Below are 19,260 nucleotides of genomic sequence, written 5' to 3'. Positions count from 1 at the left end.
CACCTCACATTTCTTTCATTTTCGGATCCAGTGCTTCACGAAGTCCGTCTGCTACCAGGTTAAAGCTCAGCATCAGCAGTGCCATAACGATAACCGGAGGGATGATCTGGAACGGATGCGTTGTAAAACTGTTAAATCCTTCTGAAATCAGTGATCCAAGAGAACACTGTGGCACCGGAATACCAAGACCGACGAAGCTTAAGAATGCTTCGGTGAAGATCGCAGTCGGAATGGAAAACATTACCTGTGTAATGATCGGTCCGATGATATTCGGTAAAATCTGTTTAAAAATAATGAAGAAATGTCCTGCGCCCAGAGTTCTGGATGCCAGAACGAATTCCTGTTCTTTTAACTTCAGCATTTCTGCACGAGCAATTCGGCTCATGCCGACCCACTCTGTCAGCATGAGTGCAAAAATGATGGTCAGCATACCTGGTTTTAATACCAGCAAAAGTAATGTTACGATAACCAGTCTTGGAATACCGTTGGCAATCTCCAGAATACGCTGCATGATCATATCTGTCCGCCCACCAAAATAACCGGAGATCAGGCCGTAACTCATACCGATAATCATATCAATCAGAGCCGCCGCAACTGCAATGATCAGGGAGACTCTTGCGCCTTCCCAGGTACGGGTCCAGATATCGCGGCCAAAGTTATCACTTCCAAACCAGTAATATACGTCAGTCAGATTGTTCTCTGTATACTTGTCGAATTCTTTTGTTCCGGAAGAAGTAGTCATTCTCTCCACACCATCGAAAATCCCCAGTTTTTCCAGTCCGGGTACACGCGGTGCAAAGTTCTTCTGACTCAGTTCCTGACCGGAATAGGTGTATTCATTCATTCCCGGTCCTGCAATTGCCAGTACAGTAATAATAATGATCAAAAGCAGTCCCACAAGTGCACTGGTTTTCCGGAAAAATCGGATGGTTACATCCTTCCAGAAACTCTGTGCGGCAAAGTTGGTATCAATGGTGATCTCCCCTGCATTGTCCTTCAGCCGGAAATCAGCGTCTGTCGGAACATATGTACTCTGTATTGTCTTTACTGTCTGTTCACTCATTACGTTAATCTCCTTTCTTGGCGAGACGGATTCTAGGGTCGATGACACCATAAAGCAGGTCTACTACCAGCATAATCGCAATATACATTGCGGAATAAATGAAACTCAGACTGATAACTACGTTGTAGTCATTGGACTGGATCGCATTGACCAGAAGACTTCCAACTCCAGGGATGGCGAAGATCTTTTCTACTACCAGAGATCCTGTCATCAGATCTACAATCAGCGGTGCCAATACGGTTACAATCGGAATCAGGGCATTTCGCAGGGCATGACGGAAAATCAGTGCCGAACCGGATAAGCCCTTACTCTCTGCCAGAAGCATGTAATCACTTCCCAGTACCTCCAGCATCTCACTTCGTGTGAATCTGGCAATGGATGCCATGGTAAACATAGATAGGGAAATACTCGGCAGTACGCTGGATCCCATAACATCTTTCTGACTGAACAGCATCGGAAACCACTGTAATTTGAAACCAAAGTTATAACTTAATGCCAGCGCAAATACATAGGAAGGAACTGATACACCGATAACAGAAATAATAGTTGCCAGTGTATCCCAGATGGTATTATGCTTCAGTGCCGCCAGAAGTCCCAGTAACAATCCTACGATTGCACCAAGGGCAACTGCCATACCACCTATACCGATGGAAATTGGCAGACGTGTCTGGATTAACTGAGAAATCGGTGTATTCTTAGAGATCTTGTAACTGACACCGAAATCTCCCTGCAGCATATTTTTTACATAATGGAAAAATTGAATTATAATTGGCTTATCCAGTCCGTACTTGGCATACAATGCAGCTCTCATGTCGTCATTCAGTTTCTCATCGTTGAACGGAGACCCAGGCATTAACTGCATCAGTATGAACAATATCAGCAAAATTGCCAATAAAGTAAATATGAAGGTAAGCACTCGTTTCAGCGTATACTTTTTCACTTTTCTTCTCCTGTTTTATCTTTTTTCCTGTATTACGTCAGATTGCTCACGTAAACGGAAAGCCGTACGAAAGGAAATCATCCCTTCGCGCGGCTTCCATACCTTTTACAAAAAGATATTTTTCTTTAGATTAGTCTTCTTTTACAACATTCTTGTATACACGGTTCAGTGCTACCGGATGCTGTTCCAGACCTGTTACATTGCTGGATATCATCTGTGCATTTGCTGCTGTATACAGAGGGAAGATCACTGCATCGTCCATAACGATCTTTTCAGCTTCATACATCTTAGCCCAACGTCCTTCTGCATCAGTACACAGATCACCTGTTGTGCATTCATCAATCATTGCATCATAATCAGCATTGCTCCACAAACCATAGTTGTTGGAGTTGTCTGTTACCCACATGCCAAGGTATGTCATTGGGTCAGCATAATCTGGTCCCCAACGGGTAAGAGCTACTTCAAAATTACCATCCTGCATATCTTCTACACGCTGTTTCTTAGGCTCTACAACCAGGTTTACTATTAAACCAGGAAGTGTGGTCTCCCACTGCTCTTTCAGAACAGTTGCCACCTTCTGTGGTGCATCATCAGCATCAACGATCATATCCAGTTCGATGCTGTCTGTTCCCAGTTCTTCCAGACCTTTTGCCCAGAAATCTGCTGCCTTTTCCGGATCAGTTGCACATACATCTGAGAACATTTCCTGATCTTCAGAGAAGTCAGATCCATCAGGACCTGCTGCAAACTGCATTGGAACTGCAGTGTAAGTCGGAATGGAACCATCTTTTAATACATCATTTGTGATGGCTTCACGGTCAATTGCCATAGTCAGAGCCATACGGATATTCAGATTCTGCAGTTCTTCTACTGCAGAGATGTTAGGGCTCACATACCAGAGATATCCGGCACCCTGTGATGAGAATTCGGGATCATCTTCTACCTGATCTACCTGTTCACCATTTACAATGGTCATATCCAGGGCACCTGTCTGATAACTCATCAGTGCAGTCTGGGAATCCTGAATTACCTGGTAATTAATTCCTTCCAGTGAGATGGAATCTGCATTATAGTAATCTGCATTCTTGGTAAGGTGGAATGCTGTTGCTGCAGGTTCGTAATCATCCATTACGAATGCACCATTGGAAAGGATGGTGTCAGGACTGGTTGCAAATGTATCGCCACATTCATTAAAGAATGCTTCATTTACCGGGTAGAATGTCGGGAAATACATCAGGGATGTAAAGTAGCTGACTGGTACATTCAGTTCAACTTTCAGTGTCTTGTCGTCAACTGCTGTAACACCAAGTTCGCTCTTGTCCATATCACCTGCGATAATCTCTGCTGCATTCTTGATCTGTCCGATATCACTCATCATATAAGAATATTCAGAAGCTACATTTGGGTCTACGGCTCTCTGCCATGCAAATACGAAGTCTGCTGCAGTTACCGGTTCTCCGTTGCTCCAGTTTGCATCTTCACGGATATGGAAAGTGTAAACGGTTCCGTCATCTGAAAGATCATAAGATTCTGCTAATGCTTCTACGGCTTTTCCGTCTGCATCCATCTGCATCAGACCATCTGTATAATCTGCGATAACTTCAAAAGAAGTACCATCTGTTGCGATCTGTGGATCCAGAGATTCTACCGGTGTCTCCACCATGACATTCAGATCTGAAGCCATAGCAGATGCTCCCAGCACACTTGCCGCTGCCATTGTCATTACAACAGCGCTTTTGAGTTTGTTCATAATATCTCTCCTTCCGTGTACGCTTCTCCTGTACATTTGTTTGCGTACAACATATTACATTTATTATATATGGTATGGAGAGATTTGTCTAATTCAAATACTTTATCACGTTAATGCATTCTATGCATAAAGTATCATATCATCGTCTCTTTTTTCGTACAGAGTATCCGAATGTCCCAAGTGTTTCCCCAAGTGTCTTATATTCTCCATGGGAATATGCCATCAGACCGGTGTCATTCAGATGAAACTTTCCTTTCTCATCCAGGTAGGATTCGTCTACATGTACCTGCAGTACTTCTGCCACAAACATATGATGAGACCCCAGTTCCAGAATGTTCTTCACCCTGCATTCTATATTAACCGGGCATTCAGCAATACCAGGAACATGAATCTGTACCGACGGTTCTTCCGTAAGGTGCATTTCCTTGAATTTATCCACATCCCGTCCTGAACGGACACCACAGTAATCCGTTGCCTTTGCCAACTTCTCCGTGGTTAGATTCACAACAAATTCTCCCGTCTCACGGATGATATCGTAGGAATAGCGCTCCGGTCTGACAGAAATATACAGCATGGCCGGGTTCGTACAGACTGTTCCTGTCCATGCAATCGTAATAATATTTGCTTTTTCTCCCGGGCGCTGGCAGCTTACCATCACTGCCGGAAGCGGATAAACCATATTTCCTGCTTTCCAAATCTGTTTTGACATAATCTTCCTTTCCATTACAAGAGGTCCCGTTTCAGGGACCTCTGTTTTTATTTCTGCAATTTACTTAACAGGCTCGGTATGAGCTGCTTCTTTCTGGAAATCACATTCGGCAATATGACAGAACCATCTTCCACATCCATACCGAATGCCTCTTTTACTGTCTTTTCTGCTCCTTCTCCTTCACACAGCAACTCCGTTGTTTCGCTCATAATATTGGTCAGCATGAAAAACAGCATATTCAATCCCTGTTCTTTTCTTGCTTTGCCCAGATATTCTTTAAGCTTACTCTTGGCAATGTCCAGATCAGACTTTGCCATACAGCTGATCTGCGCTACGCCCACATTCATCTTATCTACTTCATAGACCTTAAAGTCCTGAAAAAAGATCTGTTCTGCGGTCTTACTCTTCATATTACTGCCGGCTTCAAACATGGCTGTTGCGAATTCTTCGCAGTCTACACCAGCTATCTTTGCCAGATATTTCGCTGCGTCACAGTCTACCGGAGTGCAGGTTGGGGATCGGAACAGCAAAGTATCAGAAATAATTGCCGCACACAACAGACCTGCGATATGCTGCGGAATCTCAATTCCTTTTTCACAGAACATCTGGTAAATAATCGTTGCCGTACAGCCAACCGGCTGATTACGGAAAAATACCGGCATCACGGTCTCCAGGGATCCCAGTCTGTGATGATCGATAATCTCCAGAATCTGACCATCTTCGATGTGATCTACTGCCTGAGATGCTTCATTGTGATCTACCAGAATCAGTCTGCGCTTCTTGATTCCCAGTAAGTTTCGTCTGGAAATCGTACCCACATACTGCTCCTTCTTGTTCAATATTGGGAAATCTCGATGACGTTTGCTCGCCATAATGTCTTTGATATCATCTGTGAAATCATCTTCATGAAACAGAATCAGATCCTCTGCCTTCATGAAGTAACGGATCGGCATACTCTGATTAATCAGATGTGCCACTGTGTAGGTATCATACGGTGTGGCAATAATAGAACAATTCTTCTCCCGTGCCAGGATCTGAATGGTCTTCGTCACCTTAGCATCTCCACAGAGAATAATACATCCTGCATTCATCTCTATGGCACAGATCTGTGTCTCATACCGGTTCCCCAGAATGACCATATCATCCGATTCTATGTATGCTTCCATAACTTCCGGGCTGGAAGCTGCCACAACTACCTTTCCCTTTTCAAAATAAGCTTCTTCATCCCCGACATAAAGTGTTCCGTCCAGTGTCTCAAGAATATTCTTATACTGTGTTCTTGCCTTGGACAGAATCGCACTGTCAATGACTGCCATATAGGATCTGGCAATATCGCCGATACTGATCAGACCTTCCAACATATTATCATCTGTTACAATCGGAAGGGTTGTACCCTTCGTCTCATTCAAAATGGTCCATGCCTTTTTCAGAGAAATGTTCTTTTTCACACCCTGAGTATGGCGGATCTCCATATCACTGACTTTGGTCTTTACATTTGGAACATATTCCGGTGTCTTCACCTGAAAACGATCCAGCACATACTGTGTCTCTGTGCTGATACTGCCTGCTCTCTTCGGTACAAACTCCCCTTCATCTGTCTGATTCTTCAGGTACGCATATGCGATTGCCGAGCAGATAGAATCCGTATCCGGATTCTTATGTCCAATGACATAAATCTGGTTCTTCGTATTTTCATCCATACGATGTCCTCCCGCATTTTCTTTTGCTGCCATCAAAAGAATATATGCCTCACTAATTTCAATATATCACACATTCCAATTATCTGGCAATCATTTTGTAATCTTCACCGGACTTTATGAGCTGACCGCGTTGATGTGAACAGAATGCAGGCACAGACCTTGGTTCGTTGCCCGCATAAATGAGGAGTGCCCCCAGTGTCTGGTACACTGGAGGCAATTATGAAAAAATTTATCTATTTGTCTGTCTCATCTTTTGTAACTGTCTATATGATAACAAGTAATTATGAACATTCTATGAACATTTTATAATTTTATTGTTATTTTTTATATTTTTTTTAATCGCTCCTGCGTTTTTTTGTGAGTTTATAACAGTTTTTAAGAAAGTTTAATGTTGGCAAATAAAGATCCAAGATTGGTTGTCAGTTCTTCGCTCTCCGGTAATTCCACGGTTTCTTCCTGAATCTCTTCTGCTGCCACATCCTGAAGCGCTTTCATGCTCAGACTTAATTTGCCGTCTTTGACTGCTACAACCTTTACTTTTACTTCATCACCTACATGAAGTACCGCTGCAGGCGTCTTAATTCTCTTCTCGCAGATCTGTGAAATGTGCACAAGACCGGTCAGTCCATTACCAAGATCAATAAATGCTCCATATGGCTGAATGGATTCTACTTTTCCTTCTGTTACCAGTCCTACCTGTACATTAGAAATTCTTGCTTTCTTCTCTTCTGCTTCTTTTTCACGCAGAATCTCTTTTGCAGAAAGTACCAGTTTGCCGTCTTCCTCATCCACTGTAATCACACGGACTTCCAGTTCTTTTCCAAGCCAGTCATTCAGATCATCTTCATCTACATAGTCCAGTGCCAGCTTGGATGCCGGGATGAATCCGCGGATATCTTCTACATAAGCAATCACTCCGGATTTTACCACTCCGGCTACTTTTACCCTGATATTCTCCTGACTGTCCTTCAGACTTCTCAATCTGTCCCACGCTACCTGATTCGCTGCATCCTTCTTTGACAGCATAATCTGTCCCTGTCCGCCATCTCTTCTGACTACCGTTGCTGAGATCTCATCACCAACCTGCACTGCTTCTTTCAGATTCAGGGTCGGATCTGCACTGAAATCTTCCTTCCTGATTACGCCTTCTGTATAATACTTCAGATCCAGAATGACTTCATCTTCTGTCACATCAATTACAGTCCCTGTGATTACATCACCTTCGTGTATCTGCTTCAAAGATGCATTCAGTTCCTCCTCGAAGTCAGCCATGCTCATCTCCTGAGCTGCTGTCTCCATGCTCTCTTCGACTTCTCTTCTCTCTTCTGCCATCGTGCTTATCCTCCCGCGACCATTTTTTCGTTGCGGGAATCTTCCCACAACAGAAAAATTATACCATTTTCAGGTCACTTCCGTCAATTCCAGTTCAGCCGGTCAGCGAGCGCAAAATCCTGTTCCATATCAAACATCAGTACCTTTTCTCTGTCCACAATATAGAACCGTCCTCCGGCATACACGCCTCTGCACGCTTCTTGTCCGTCCCAGCAATTATTATCACTCATTGTATAGGTCAGCACGTTCTCAAATCCTTTTTCTTCGTCATAACGGAATACCATATATTCTTCATCGCAGACAAAACCGATCAGGTTCTTATCTGCGTCTATGGTGATTGCCTTATAATTGTAATCAAACGGCAGATAATATGCATCTTTTATTACATACTTATTCTCTTCTGTCACATTCTCCGGATCTGAAATATCAAACATGGATAATTTGACTCCGATCTGGCTTCCGGTATCCTCATCCGCTTCATAGCCAATACCCAGAAGGCGATTCTCCCCATACATATGAAGATAAGAGGAAAAACCTGATATCTTCAGTTCACTCAGGATCTCCGGATTCTCCGGATCAGAGAGATCTACGCAAAACAGTGGATCGGTCTGACGGAATGTAACAAAATATCCCATGTCCCCCACAAATCTTGCCGAACGAATGGTTTCACCACTGGCAATGTCTCTGATGGTGGATATCGTATTCATGTCCTTATCCAGCACAAACAGGTTGTTGCTCTCTCCGTTTCCATCCTCTGTTGTCAGTACCCGCAGATAACCATCATACTCATCCAGTGAAAATGTATCATTCAGATACCCCGGAAGCTCTGCCATATTCGACGCCGTAATTTCACCATCTACGCATGAAAACTTCAGAATCTGTGTGCTGCTTTTTCCATGTTCCCAGTTCTGACAGCAGATATACAGACTGTCTGTGCTCATATAAAAATCGGATGCACCGGACACAATTGCTTTTGTACTGACAGGGTTTTGCAAATCCGAGAGATCTGTTCCTGACACTACCAGGTAATCCGGCTGATCCAGATCGGACGGCAGATAGATATTATTCACCGTCACCTTTTCCTCATTCACAAACGGTATCACATCACTGTCATCTACACTTTCACCTATAGATGGACTGTACTGAGTCAGAAGATAAAAATAATTGCCATTCTTCCTGCTCTGACGGTAAGTTCCTTCCTGGGTCATTCTTTCCGTCTGTTGTGGATGCTCCCGGTCGGAGATATCATACACACTGACTGCCGCATACGTATAACGATCGACTGCATACACATCACTTTCCTGTTCTTCCATACTGCTGTAATAACCGGATGTCACCAAAATGAGCTGATCATCTTCCAGATAGATCTCTTCGATACTTTCATTCAGCTGATCCAGTGTAACCGTACTTACCAGCTTCATCTCAGAAGACTGTATGTCCACAATCTTCACACTGCTGTCGGACTTCAAAATATACAAATACTTTCCATCTGTCTTTACCACATCGCCTTCATCCACACCTGCTTCTCTCACATTGGTCTGAGAATAATCTGCTGACGAACTGACCGCCCCGGTATCCATCAATGCGGAATCAGCGGACGCCGATTCTTCCAACATCTCCACACTGTCTCCCAGTCCTCCCTTTGCATAATAACTTGTCTGGTACTGACACTCCTTCAGGGCATCATATAACTGTTCCTCACTGTCCGCCTGGGAATATCCTGTAACTGTCCCATCGTCCGCAGTCTGTTCACCCTCTGTCTGTGTCGTTTTCTTCTGTGCATTTTCTTCTTGCAGTTCATCTGCTGTCATCTCTTCGGTATCTGCTTCTGCAGTCTGTTCCAGCGTTGTCTGAAGCCGTGCTTCTGTGACATTGCCCGGCTCCTTCTGCATCCCAAGCTGAGTTCCTCCTGCCGCTACCAGTGCCATTACTGCCGCTGCTTCTATCCATCTTACCATGATCTTCCTCCTCTGTATCTTCTTCTGTCCTTCGATCTGACGCAGCTTCTCTTCCATCTTCTCTGCTGTCAGGGACTCCGGTACCTCGATATGTTCCGCAGAATGTCTGATCTTATCCAGTAATTCCTTCTGATCCATTCCGGTTTCCTCCTACTTTCCCAAATATCCTGCCATTTTTTCCAGTGCACGCTTCTGTCTGGAACGGACGGTATTATCGTTCATCCCAAGTGCTTCTCCAATCTCTCTGCTGGTATACCCTCCAAAAAGATTCATTGACAGAATCAGTCTTTCTTCGTCATCCAGTCTGGCAAATGCCGTACGCACATCTGCATCCTCGTCGTGATCCCTGACCGGTGCGCTTAAGTCCTCCGGCAGTTCTTCTGCTTTGTCCAGATAACCTTTCAGTCTCTGTCTGCATTTATTGGAAAGTATCTTAAATATCCAGGATTTAAATGACTCCACCTTCTTCAGGCTGCCAATCTGCGCCCAGGCATCTGCCACTGTATCACCGACTACATCCTCTGCATCCTGCCTGTTCTTTAATGTATAAAGAGCAAACCGATACAGATCCAGGTAATATTCCTGATACAGACTGGCAAATGCCGAAGCACTTCCTCTTCGTGCCTGACGCACGAGCCCTGTTGCTTTTTCCATCTCTGTATTGTTCTCCTCTGATCCTTGAATTCAAAAGATGCATGTAGATCATTCTGAAATAATTCCTGTACAGGGAATTCAGTTTTTTGATCCTTACATTTATATAGTGTCTGTTTTGTCCCGTTTTGTTGCAAACAATAAAAATCAGTTTAGGAAATGATACCAGTATCCGTTTTCCTCTTCCGTTTTCTTGAATTCCGGGAATCCATACATGGCCGCCAGATTCCGGTCCTGCACATTCCGGTTTAGTCCCGGCACCGCCAGTATATATCTTCCATCCTGATGTTTTCCAAGAAGCAGATGATGATATTTCATATATTTCTGCTGTACAAAAGGACTGCTGCAGAACATTCTCTCATAGTTTCCGAGGAAGGCAATATCTTTTGGTGCAATCTGAAGACATTCAAAGATCTCTCCATCCTCAAAAGGTTCTGTATGTGGATAATGATACCGGAACTGTGCCCATCTGCTGTCCAGCCGGGTCTGGCTGTCGGCTGTCTCTCCGACGGTTCCCACTTCCTGCGCTGCCACTTCCTGCACTGCCACTTTCTGTTCTACGTCTGCCGCATCCGTACTCTGTATCCCTTCATTTCGCTTACTGCCTGCCGCCGCTTCCATCGATTCTGTTACATTTCCCGGAAAATCCATATTTCCTGCCGGCTGTTCTGCCGAATTCACTGCGGAATCTGCTTCACCTTCCAACTGCATCTTCGACTCTCCAGCCTGCTTATCTTCTTCCGGAAGTTCCGTCACGAATTGTTTCCAGTCAACACGTCTCTCATCCCATATGGTCAGGAAATATTCCTGTTGTGGCGTGCCTGTTTCTTCTGTCTTCTGTACCCACAGGCCGCTCAGCCGGTCAAATGTATATCCCTTCTGACGGAACACTTCTTCCGGAACGGTCATCACTCCCTCACACAGTCCTTTTTTCAATACTGCAGTTCCCACAGAAATACCGTAAATCCAGTTGCCTTCATGGACAAATCCATATATGCTATATGTGCCATTCTTCCCTGAATCTGTCTGGATCTTCATCTGTATCCGGCAGATGCCGTTTCGGATATTCACCTTTACAAATCCTGTATTTTTCTTCTTGTCTCCATTCTGATACTCATAAATATATGCTATAAAATGGCGATATTCTGACATACCTTACCCACCTTTTTTGTTTGTGTAAGTATATGCCAAAATACCGCCATTATGCTGTATCATTTGTAACTGTTCAGTACCTTCTCGGTGAGACCTTAAACAGTTACTGTTATTTTACTTTTATTTTCAGTTTTGCAGTCTTACCCTTTGCTGATCGGACGGTAATCGTCACGGTTCCTTTTTTCCTTGCCGTGATCTTTCCCTTTGCGTTTACAGAAGCAATCTTTGGATTCGAAGACCTGTAGGTCAGTTTATCCGTTGCTGTAAGCGGGATCCGGCTTACCTTCACAACCATACTCTCGCCCTTCTTCAGTTCCACAGATGTTTTATTCAGGGAAAGTTTCCCGGTAGTTACCTGCCCCTTCTGCACCTTTACTTTGCAGGACGCTTTGGCGCCTTTCCGGCTGACTGCCGTAATCACCGCAGTTCCCCGCTTTCTGGCTGTCAGCTTTCCGGTTCGTTTATCCACCTTTACCACAGCTGTGTTCGAAGATTTCCATTCCTTTATGCCATCACCCGCTGTAATGGAAAGTACTTTTAATGCCGTGGTACTCTTTTTCACCTGAAGTGGCAGTGTGCCGGCATTCAGACGGATCTTATACTTCACTGACGCTGCTTTCTTCGACACGGTTACCTTGCAGGATGCCAGAGTTTTCTTCTTCCAGGATACCGTAATGGTCGCTGTTCCTGCAGACTTGCCTGTAATGTATACTTTTCCGGCACTTCCCATCACAGTTACATCAGCGACTTTGGTATTGGAACTGCTCCATGTCAGACCGTCCACCGGAAAAGCTGAAGGAGATATCTTAGCTGTCAGAGCTTCGCTTCCACCTGTGGTCAGCTTCATACTTCCTGCACTGAGAGTCACCTTCTTCGGTGCTGCGGCCTGTGTCTCACCTGACTTGTAAGCTGTCGCTGAAAGCTTTGGTGCATGGAAGGATTTATACTTCATATTGGAAAATCTTCCAGTTGGCATATGTTCCTGCCCTACCGTCCTTCCAGTCAGTCCTGCTGTAGAAGATCCCGCCAGAAAATAAGTTGAACTTGCCTGGCGTCCGCCATCTCCCCATGTACAGTCTACCAGATACCATTTTCCGTCTTCCATCTGCACATAGTTCCAGATATGATCTGTATACACTTCTCCATTTAATACCTGAGAACCTCCCTGTACCAGAAGACAGGCAATCCCCTTTTTCTGACATACCAGCTGGAACAGCCTGGCGTAGCATTCACAGACACCTTCATGCCCATACTTACTGAGCAGACCGCTGACAACAGTATGGTACACCATATGATTAACCTTACTGTCTGGTGGATATTCCACCAGACGATTAATGTCTTCATAGGCATCCTTTACAATCTCATACCTGTTCTTCCCATTCACCCCGGCATATAAATTCTTCAGCTGCCTGTCAGCTTCTGCCTTGTCTGTCCGGATTCCATTATAAGCATCCGTAAACCAGATCCTGATCCCAGTAACCCGGGAAGGTCCTGACTTTATGATTAAATTACACTTACAACCTCTCACCCAGTAGTTCTCACTGTAGTCAAACAGGAAAGCATCCAGTGCTCTTCCGATCTCTGACGTTAATGCTTCAAGCTTCTTTGAATTATTTTCCGGTATCTGATCGGCAAAATTAACCAGAATACCATTGCTCTGCACTCCTGCCCCCAGGATTTTCCCCTTCCGGCTATGAGACACAAGAATTGTATAGATTCTGCGTTCATTTTTCGTACTAAGCTGGCTGCCATAATATGCCGCTCCACTGGAATAACTTTGATTCAGCGTGGCACTGATTTCCTGTGCATCAGCCTGTCCTCCACAGAACAGACTGAAAAACAGTACTGACAGAATCCAGAGATACCTGTTTTTTATTTTATTCTGTATTTTCATTTTTGGAATGTTGTTTTTTCCTTCGCCGGTTCCGTCTTTGCAGATGCTGTACTTTTACGGGTTGTTGCTTTCTTTGTAACCGTCTTCTTTGCTTCTGTCTCTGCTTTTTCCGGTTCTGTGCTCTTTACTGCTGTGCTTTTCTTAGCTGTAGTCTTTCTGGCGGCAGGCTTTTTTGCTGCCGGTTCCTTTTTTTCATACTGAAATACTGCCACACCATAAGCCGGTAGACTATATCCGATAGAATATGGTTTACCGTCGTAGTCACCCTTTCTGGAACGATAGCTGGCTGCTCTCTTTGTTCCGGTTCCTCCGAAACGTGCCTCATCACTGTTCAGCACCAGTTTATAACTGCCTGACTGTGGAACGCCCACACGATAATCCGGTCTCTCTACCGGTGTGAAGTTCACCACAAATAACAGATTGTTCTTACCATCCTTAGAATGACGTACAAAACTGAAAATACTGCGGTCGCTGTCATCTGCATTAATCCATTCAAAACCTTTCCAGTTGTCATCTGTCTGATACAGTGCAGGGCTATCCTGATACAGATGCAGAAGCTCACGCACATAATTCTTCATCTGTACATGCTTCTCCTCTGCCAGAAGATACCAGTCCAGTTCTCTTGCTTCGCTCCATTCACGGAACTGTGCAAAATCCTGTCCCATAAACAACAGCTTCTTACCAGGATGTCCCAGCATAAAACTGTATCCTGCCTTCAGGTTGGCAAACTTGTCATCATATTCCCCCGGCATCTTATTGATCATGGATCCCTTCATATGTACCACTTCGTCATGAGACAGTACCAGCACATATTTTTCAGAAAATGCATAGGTCATGGAGAAAGTCATCTTGTTATGGTTATAGCTTCTGAAATACGGATCCAGCTTCATATAGTCCAGGAAATCATGCATCCATCCCATGTTCCACTTCATGGTGAATCCCAGACCGCCGTCTTCCGGTTTTCCGGTTACCCGCGGCCATGCAGTGGACTCCTCTGCAATGATCATAGTACCGTGATTTCTTCCTGTCACAACGGTATTCAGATGTTTGAAAAACTCAATGGCTTCCAGATTCTTATTCTCACCATAGATATTCGGTACCCAGTTGCCTGCGCTTCTTCCGTAATCCAGATACAGCATGGAAGCTACCGCATCCACACGCAGTCCGTCAATATGGAACTGTTCTACCCAGTATAAGGCATTGGCAATGAGGAAGTTCTTCACTTCGTTCTTGGCATAATCGAATACTTTGGTTCCCCAGTCCGGATGTTCGCCTTTTCTCGGATCTGCATACTCATACAATGCTTCTCCGTCAAAGTCTGCAAGGCCTGCTGCATCCTTTGGGAAATGAGCCGGTACCCAGTCCAGAATGACACCAATTCCATTCTTATGGAAGTAATTCACCATGTACTGAAAGTCTTCCGGCGTACCATATCTGGCAGTCGGTGCATAATAACCGATTACCTGATATCCCCAGGAACCATCAAACGGATGCTCCGCAATACCCATCAGTTCTACATGGGTATATCCCATATCCTTCACATATTCGGTAAGTTCATGGGCAAATTCACGGTAATTGTAAAATCCGTCCGGGTCTTCTTCTGTGGCAGGATGCTTTCTCCAGGAACCCGGATGTACTTCGTAGATTGCCATTGGCATCTCATCCACATTCTTCTTCTCTCTGGCCTTGATCCATCTGGCATCTGCCCATTTCAGCTTGCTGATATCCGTGACTCTGGATGCAGTCCCGGGACGGAATTCCGCCTGATTGCCATACGGGTCAGCCTTGTACAGCTTCCTCCCATCTTTTGTCGTAATAAGGAACTTGTACAGTTCCCCCACTCCGATACCTTCCACAAAAACTTCGTAGATACCGATGCCGCCTACGCAGCTCATCTCATACTTTTCATTTTCTTCCCAGTCATTGAAGTCTCCAACTACGTGTACCTGCGCTGCATGCGGTGCCCATACTGCAAAATAGACACCTTTTTTTCCTTCATTGGTTGCAACATGTGCTCCCAGTTTCTTGTAAATATCATAATGTGTGCCCTGTCCGAATAAATACTGGTCCAGTTCTCCAATACGCACTTCTTTTAATTCCATGATTCTTCCCCCTTTTCTGATTACGTCCAGATCCCATGCATAAACTGATGGATCAGACTGCTTTTCTTTTCTTCTGATACGGTGATGTTCCCATCTTCCGGCTCCTGATAACCAAGAAATAAAATATAATGGTTGATCAGACCCAGGAATCCTATGGCAAACTGATTCTGTCGTCCGTTCATGTTGCCAAGCTGTCCGGATGCCTGTTCAAATAACTGTACCGTAAGATTGTACAATTGTGTGATATAAGGTCTTACCGCCTCATATACTTCATTCTCTTTTGCCGAATAGCTGAACGCCATCAACAACATGTACGCCTGATGATTCTGATTGGCAAAATCAATCAACGTTCCTGCAAATGCTGTCAGTGATTCTTCTATTCCATTCTGAAATCGTGCATTTTCCGACAATCTGGAAAGAAATCCGGATAATTCATGCTCCAGAAGTACTTCCAACAAGCCATATTTACTTCCGAAATAATGATACAGAGTCGGCTTCGTGATCCCTGCGCTCTGGCAGATCTCCTGTATACCGACTGCATCGTATCCCTTGTGATAAAACAGTTCCAATGCACATCTCAGTATCTTCTCCCGATTGTCCATTCTTTTCTCCGTGTAAAGCGGACATTCGCAATCCGCTTCGCTACTTGCTCATGAACGCAGTCGCTTCGCGATCTGTCAGTGGTAGCTTTCAACTCCCACTGACATAAGCATCCCCCTCACCCGCCGCTTAGTGCTCCGCGCACTTGAAGCGGTGGAATGCTTATCTGCGTTCAAGTCATTATTTTCTGTTTCATTTCCAGTATACCGAACGGTATATTCTATGTCAAGGGAATTAAAAAGATACCTTATAAAATCAGCATTCCGCTTCTTTTACAGGGTATCTATTTGTGTAGGTTTTCCGTTCTATTTAATTTTTCCGAAATATTTGCCTTTGATAATGATACGGTCTTCCTTATCATAGCGCTTACCGGATACTGTAGAGAACAGCTTGCCAAGGCTGAACTTGTTGGCCTTTTTGATTGCCTTGTCCATGATCTCTTTTACATCCAGAATTGCTACCGGCTGCTCTGCATTCTGAAGCATGCCGATTCCGTCATAGAGTGTCAGTACCGCAGTATCATCCATTGCACAGTCATTCTGGAGTGCATAATATTTACCGAACTCGACAAGTTCGTCATTTGTCAGTGTCGGTACATTCATTGTGATATCAAACTTCTGTGCAAGCTGTGGATTGCGCCCAAGCAGATCCATAAGATATCTTCTCTCATCTTCCAGAAATACTACAAGCCCGTCTGTCTTGAAATTCATTGCCATAGAAAGCTGTGCCGCTGCATTGTCACTAAGATCTCCTGCTTCTTCGATAATCAGAATGCCACCTGCGATCTTGCTGACTGTCGCTGCGATATCTTTGTTATTCAGGTCTTCTGCATAGATCTTCGCAACCTTTGCAGTCTGCTGTCCTTTACATCTTCCAATGATGCGTGCCATGCCAAGAGCCAGTGTGGTTCGTCCGTTGCCGGCATCTCCAACAAGAAGTACATTTCCATGAGCTGATGTTTTATCAGCCAGAATACTTCTCATAATCAGAGTAACTGCTTCGTCCACCTGTGCATTCATACCACGAATGTTGCTCCAGAAACCAAGAAAACTCTTTTCCTTCTCATCCAGTCCGTTTCTCACATAACTCATAGGATCAATCTTAGGCTGTTGTGGTTCCTCCTGGACTGCTTCTGGCTGTGCCGCTTCCTGCGGCTGTACCTGAATCGTTTCTTCCTGTACCTGCTGCTGATTCTGCGCCGGTTCTGTTGCCTGTGGCTGTGCCGGTTCTGCTGCCTGTGGCTGTGCCGGTTCTGCTGCCTGTGGCTGTACTGGTTCTGTTACCTGTGGCTGTACCGGTTCTGTTACCTGTGGCTGTACCGGTTCTGTCATCTGTGGCTGTACCGGTTTTTCTTCTTTAACAGGCACCGGGTCTGCTGCAGGCACTTCTCTTAATACCGGTTCTTTTGCCATCTTCGGTGCCTGAAGCTGTTCATTCTTTAATTCCCTCTGTCTTGCTGCAAGTTCAACTGCATAAGTTCTCAGATCCTTGTTGCCAATCTCCTTGCGGATGCTCTCAGAAAGATTAATTGTCTCTGCCGCCAGAATATCCTGCTCTGTCATCTGCCTGAATGATGGCTGTGGCTCTTTTGTTTCCTGAACAGGCTCTGCTTTTACAGCCGGAGTCTCTTCCTGTGCTACAGGAGCCTCTGGCTGTGCCTGTGCTGCCGGCTGAGCTGAGACAACAGGAACTGCTTCTTTCTCATCCTCTTCTACTTCTTCCCGCGCCTCTTCTTTTACATTATTAATTAGCAGATCATCAATAGACATCTGTCCTTCAATCTGTTCTTCCTCTTCTTCTTTTGCTGCGGCTGTCTGTTCCATAACCGGAGCGCTCTCCAGTTCTGCTACCGGCTTGTCCTTCCGAATGCCTGACAAGATCTGTCTCATACTGTTTGCCAGTTCATTCTGCATCTCAATCGTATTGAAGTCTTTTGCTCTGACTGGCTCTTTTACATCTGCCTGCTCAGTCTCTTCTTTATGTTCTGTTACCGCTGCCGCAATCTCTTTTTCCGTATCCATCATAATACTGTCAGCAATGACTTCTGTTTCAGACTTCGGCATCTCCTTCATAATCTCTTCATCCAGTGTAGGGACTGCTGCCTCAATGGCTGCCTCTTTTGTCTCCATGTCCACAATACTGCTTGGGTTATCATAAATCGTCTGCTGTTCCGGAGTCAGTGGCGCATACTGCTTCTTTAATTCCAGAGCCTGTACCACATATTCCCCATTATGGAACCAAAGGGCAAGATCATCACATTCCGCAATACACTTGTCAATCATACCTGCTTCTGCATACAGCTTCGCCAGCTCATATGCCCACTGCTCGGTATATTCCTGACTCTTCAGTTCTTCCAGCACCTGGATCTGTTCTTCTACAGAAGAGCCTCTTCCTTTATAAATCTCGTATTTTAATATATATCTGTTATTATCATGAGGAGCCAGATTTACGTATTCTGTATAGTATTCTACTGCGTCGTCAAAATCCTGTGTCTGTACGCATGCTTCTGTCAAACGATATAATATCTGTCTGCTGGATGGTGAGCGTCTGTATGCACGGTATAAGATATTCTTGCTGTCTTCTGCCCGTCCCACGATCTCATAGATCTCGCTCACCAGACAGAGCGTACGCACACTTCGTACTCTTTTCCATTCTATGGTATCAGCAATAGCTGCTGCTTCTTCATACTCCTCTTTGTCTACCAGCTTTTTTATTTCTTCCAGTTTTGCCTGGTATTCGTATTTATCCACTTTCTGTGCACCCCTTATATCTATTATTTAACATAGTTGTAACAATTCTATCATAGTCATGTACCCTTGTCAAAGGGAACGCTCTATGTTTTCACACTTTTCTCACAATTCCTTTATTTTACAAATATGTAACGTTTTCCACTCCCCAAGGACGTGATTACATAAAATTATGAATTTACCACTTTTCTCATACATGGAAGGCTATGGTTATGACCGCAGATTATATTCGTTTTGCTGCTCGCCATAAACCATAGCCTTCCTCGCATTATAAAATATTGGCAATTTTATGATTCACATGAAATTCACTTACCTTATATGCCACACCCAGTGCCGCTGTTTGGTTATCCATAACTCTAACTTAAACAAGAAAAAGAGCATCACTCCATAACTGACTCATCAGTTATTTTACGATACTCTTATAAAAATACTATTCCTGTGGATATTTTAACCCCCAGTCTTTTCGTAATCGGTCACACTGTTTTAACACATCTTTTGTATCTTGCCATGTCATAAGCGGAGATTCTTTTCATCCTTCTCTAAGGCATTTATTCACATGTGCTATCTCAAACCAATATCCCTGATCCTCCATACCATCCATCTACTGTCTGAAGTACTTTTTTCTCAATATTGTAACTTTAATTTCCAATTACGATTTTCAA

At 44.4% G+C, this 19,260-nt stretch carries 13 protein-coding genes; all 13 read right to left on the bottom strand.

The window, feature by feature from the left end:
* Positions 1 to 4: 4 nt before the first annotated feature.
* Complete coding sequence (locus tag H8716_RS12425) at positions 5 to 1,063, bottom strand: ABC transporter permease (protein WP_249309237.1); 1,059 nt, start codon at positions 1,061 to 1,063, stop codon at positions 5 to 7.
* Positions 1,064 to 1,067: 4 nt separating this feature from the next.
* Positions 1,068 to 2,003, bottom strand: coding sequence for an ABC transporter permease (locus tag H8716_RS12420; RefSeq protein ID WP_249309236.1), 936 nt, complete (start codon positions 2,001 to 2,003; stop codon positions 1,068 to 1,070).
* 130 nt (positions 2,004 to 2,133) lie between these two features.
* Positions 2,134 to 3,753, bottom strand: coding sequence for a peptide ABC transporter substrate-binding protein (locus H8716_RS12415; protein ID WP_249309234.1), 1,620 nt, complete (start codon positions 3,751 to 3,753; stop codon positions 2,134 to 2,136).
* Positions 3,754 to 3,892: 139 nt separating this feature from the next.
* Positions 3,893 to 4,462 carry a flavin reductase family protein gene (locus H8716_RS12410; protein WP_249309232.1) on the bottom strand — a complete coding sequence of 190 codons (570 nt, stop codon included), beginning with the start codon at positions 4,460 to 4,462 and terminating at the stop codon, positions 3,893 to 3,895.
* 47 nt (positions 4,463 to 4,509) lie between these two features.
* Positions 4,510 to 6,162: a putative manganese-dependent inorganic diphosphatase gene (locus H8716_RS12405; protein WP_249309231.1), complete on the bottom strand. Its 1,653-nt coding sequence runs from the start codon at positions 6,160 to 6,162 to the stop codon at positions 4,510 to 4,512.
* Positions 6,163 to 6,537: 375 nt separating this feature from the next.
* Complete coding sequence (locus tag H8716_RS12400) at positions 6,538 to 7,494, bottom strand: S1 RNA-binding domain-containing protein (RefSeq protein ID WP_249309230.1); 957 nt, start codon at positions 7,492 to 7,494, stop codon at positions 6,538 to 6,540.
* Positions 7,495 to 7,577: 83 nt separating this feature from the next.
* The gene (locus tag H8716_RS12395; protein ID WP_249309228.1) at positions 7,578 to 9,590 is read right to left on the bottom strand and encodes a beta-propeller domain-containing protein; all 2,013 of its coding nucleotides are present in this window, start codon (positions 9,588 to 9,590) and stop codon (positions 7,578 to 7,580) included.
* A gap of 12 nt (positions 9,591 to 9,602) precedes the next feature.
* A complete protein-coding gene (locus H8716_RS12390) occupies positions 9,603 to 10,106 on the bottom strand; it encodes an RNA polymerase sigma factor (RefSeq protein ID WP_249309226.1) in 504 nt (167 codons plus the stop codon).
* Between the two features lie 144 nt (positions 10,107 to 10,250).
* Positions 10,251 to 11,255 carry a hypothetical protein gene (locus H8716_RS12385; RefSeq protein WP_249309224.1) on the bottom strand — a complete coding sequence of 335 codons (1,005 nt, stop codon included), beginning with the start codon at positions 11,253 to 11,255 and terminating at the stop codon, positions 10,251 to 10,253.
* Between the two features lie 109 nt (positions 11,256 to 11,364).
* Positions 11,365 to 13,149: an Ig-like domain-containing protein gene (locus H8716_RS12380; RefSeq protein WP_249309222.1), complete on the bottom strand. Its 1,785-nt coding sequence runs from the start codon at positions 13,147 to 13,149 to the stop codon at positions 11,365 to 11,367.
* Complete coding sequence (gene glgB / locus H8716_RS12375; RefSeq protein WP_249309220.1) at positions 13,146 to 15,251, bottom strand: 1,4-alpha-glucan branching protein GlgB; 2,106 nt, start codon at positions 15,249 to 15,251, stop codon at positions 13,146 to 13,148. Before glgB ends, H8716_RS12380 begins: the two co-directional genes overlap by 4 nt.
* Positions 15,252 to 15,271: 20 nt before the next feature.
* Positions 15,272 to 15,853 carry a TetR/AcrR family transcriptional regulator gene (locus H8716_RS12370; RefSeq protein WP_249309218.1) on the bottom strand — a complete coding sequence of 194 codons (582 nt, stop codon included), beginning with the start codon at positions 15,851 to 15,853 and terminating at the stop codon, positions 15,272 to 15,274.
* 303 nt (positions 15,854 to 16,156) lie between these two features.
* Positions 16,157 to 18,601: a hypothetical protein gene (locus H8716_RS12365; protein ID WP_249309217.1), complete on the bottom strand. Its 2,445-nt coding sequence runs from the start codon at positions 18,599 to 18,601 to the stop codon at positions 16,157 to 16,159.
* Between the last annotated feature and the right edge of the window lie 659 nt (positions 18,602 to 19,260).

Origin of the sequence: Jingyaoa shaoxingensis (genome assembly GCF_014385005.1) — a bacterium.
GTDB classification, from domain to species: domain Bacteria; phylum Bacillota; class Clostridia; order Lachnospirales; family Lachnospiraceae; genus Marvinbryantia; species Marvinbryantia shaoxingensis.
Note: the sequence above shows the minus strand (reverse complement) of the source record. Positions and strands in the feature narration are given on the sequence as shown.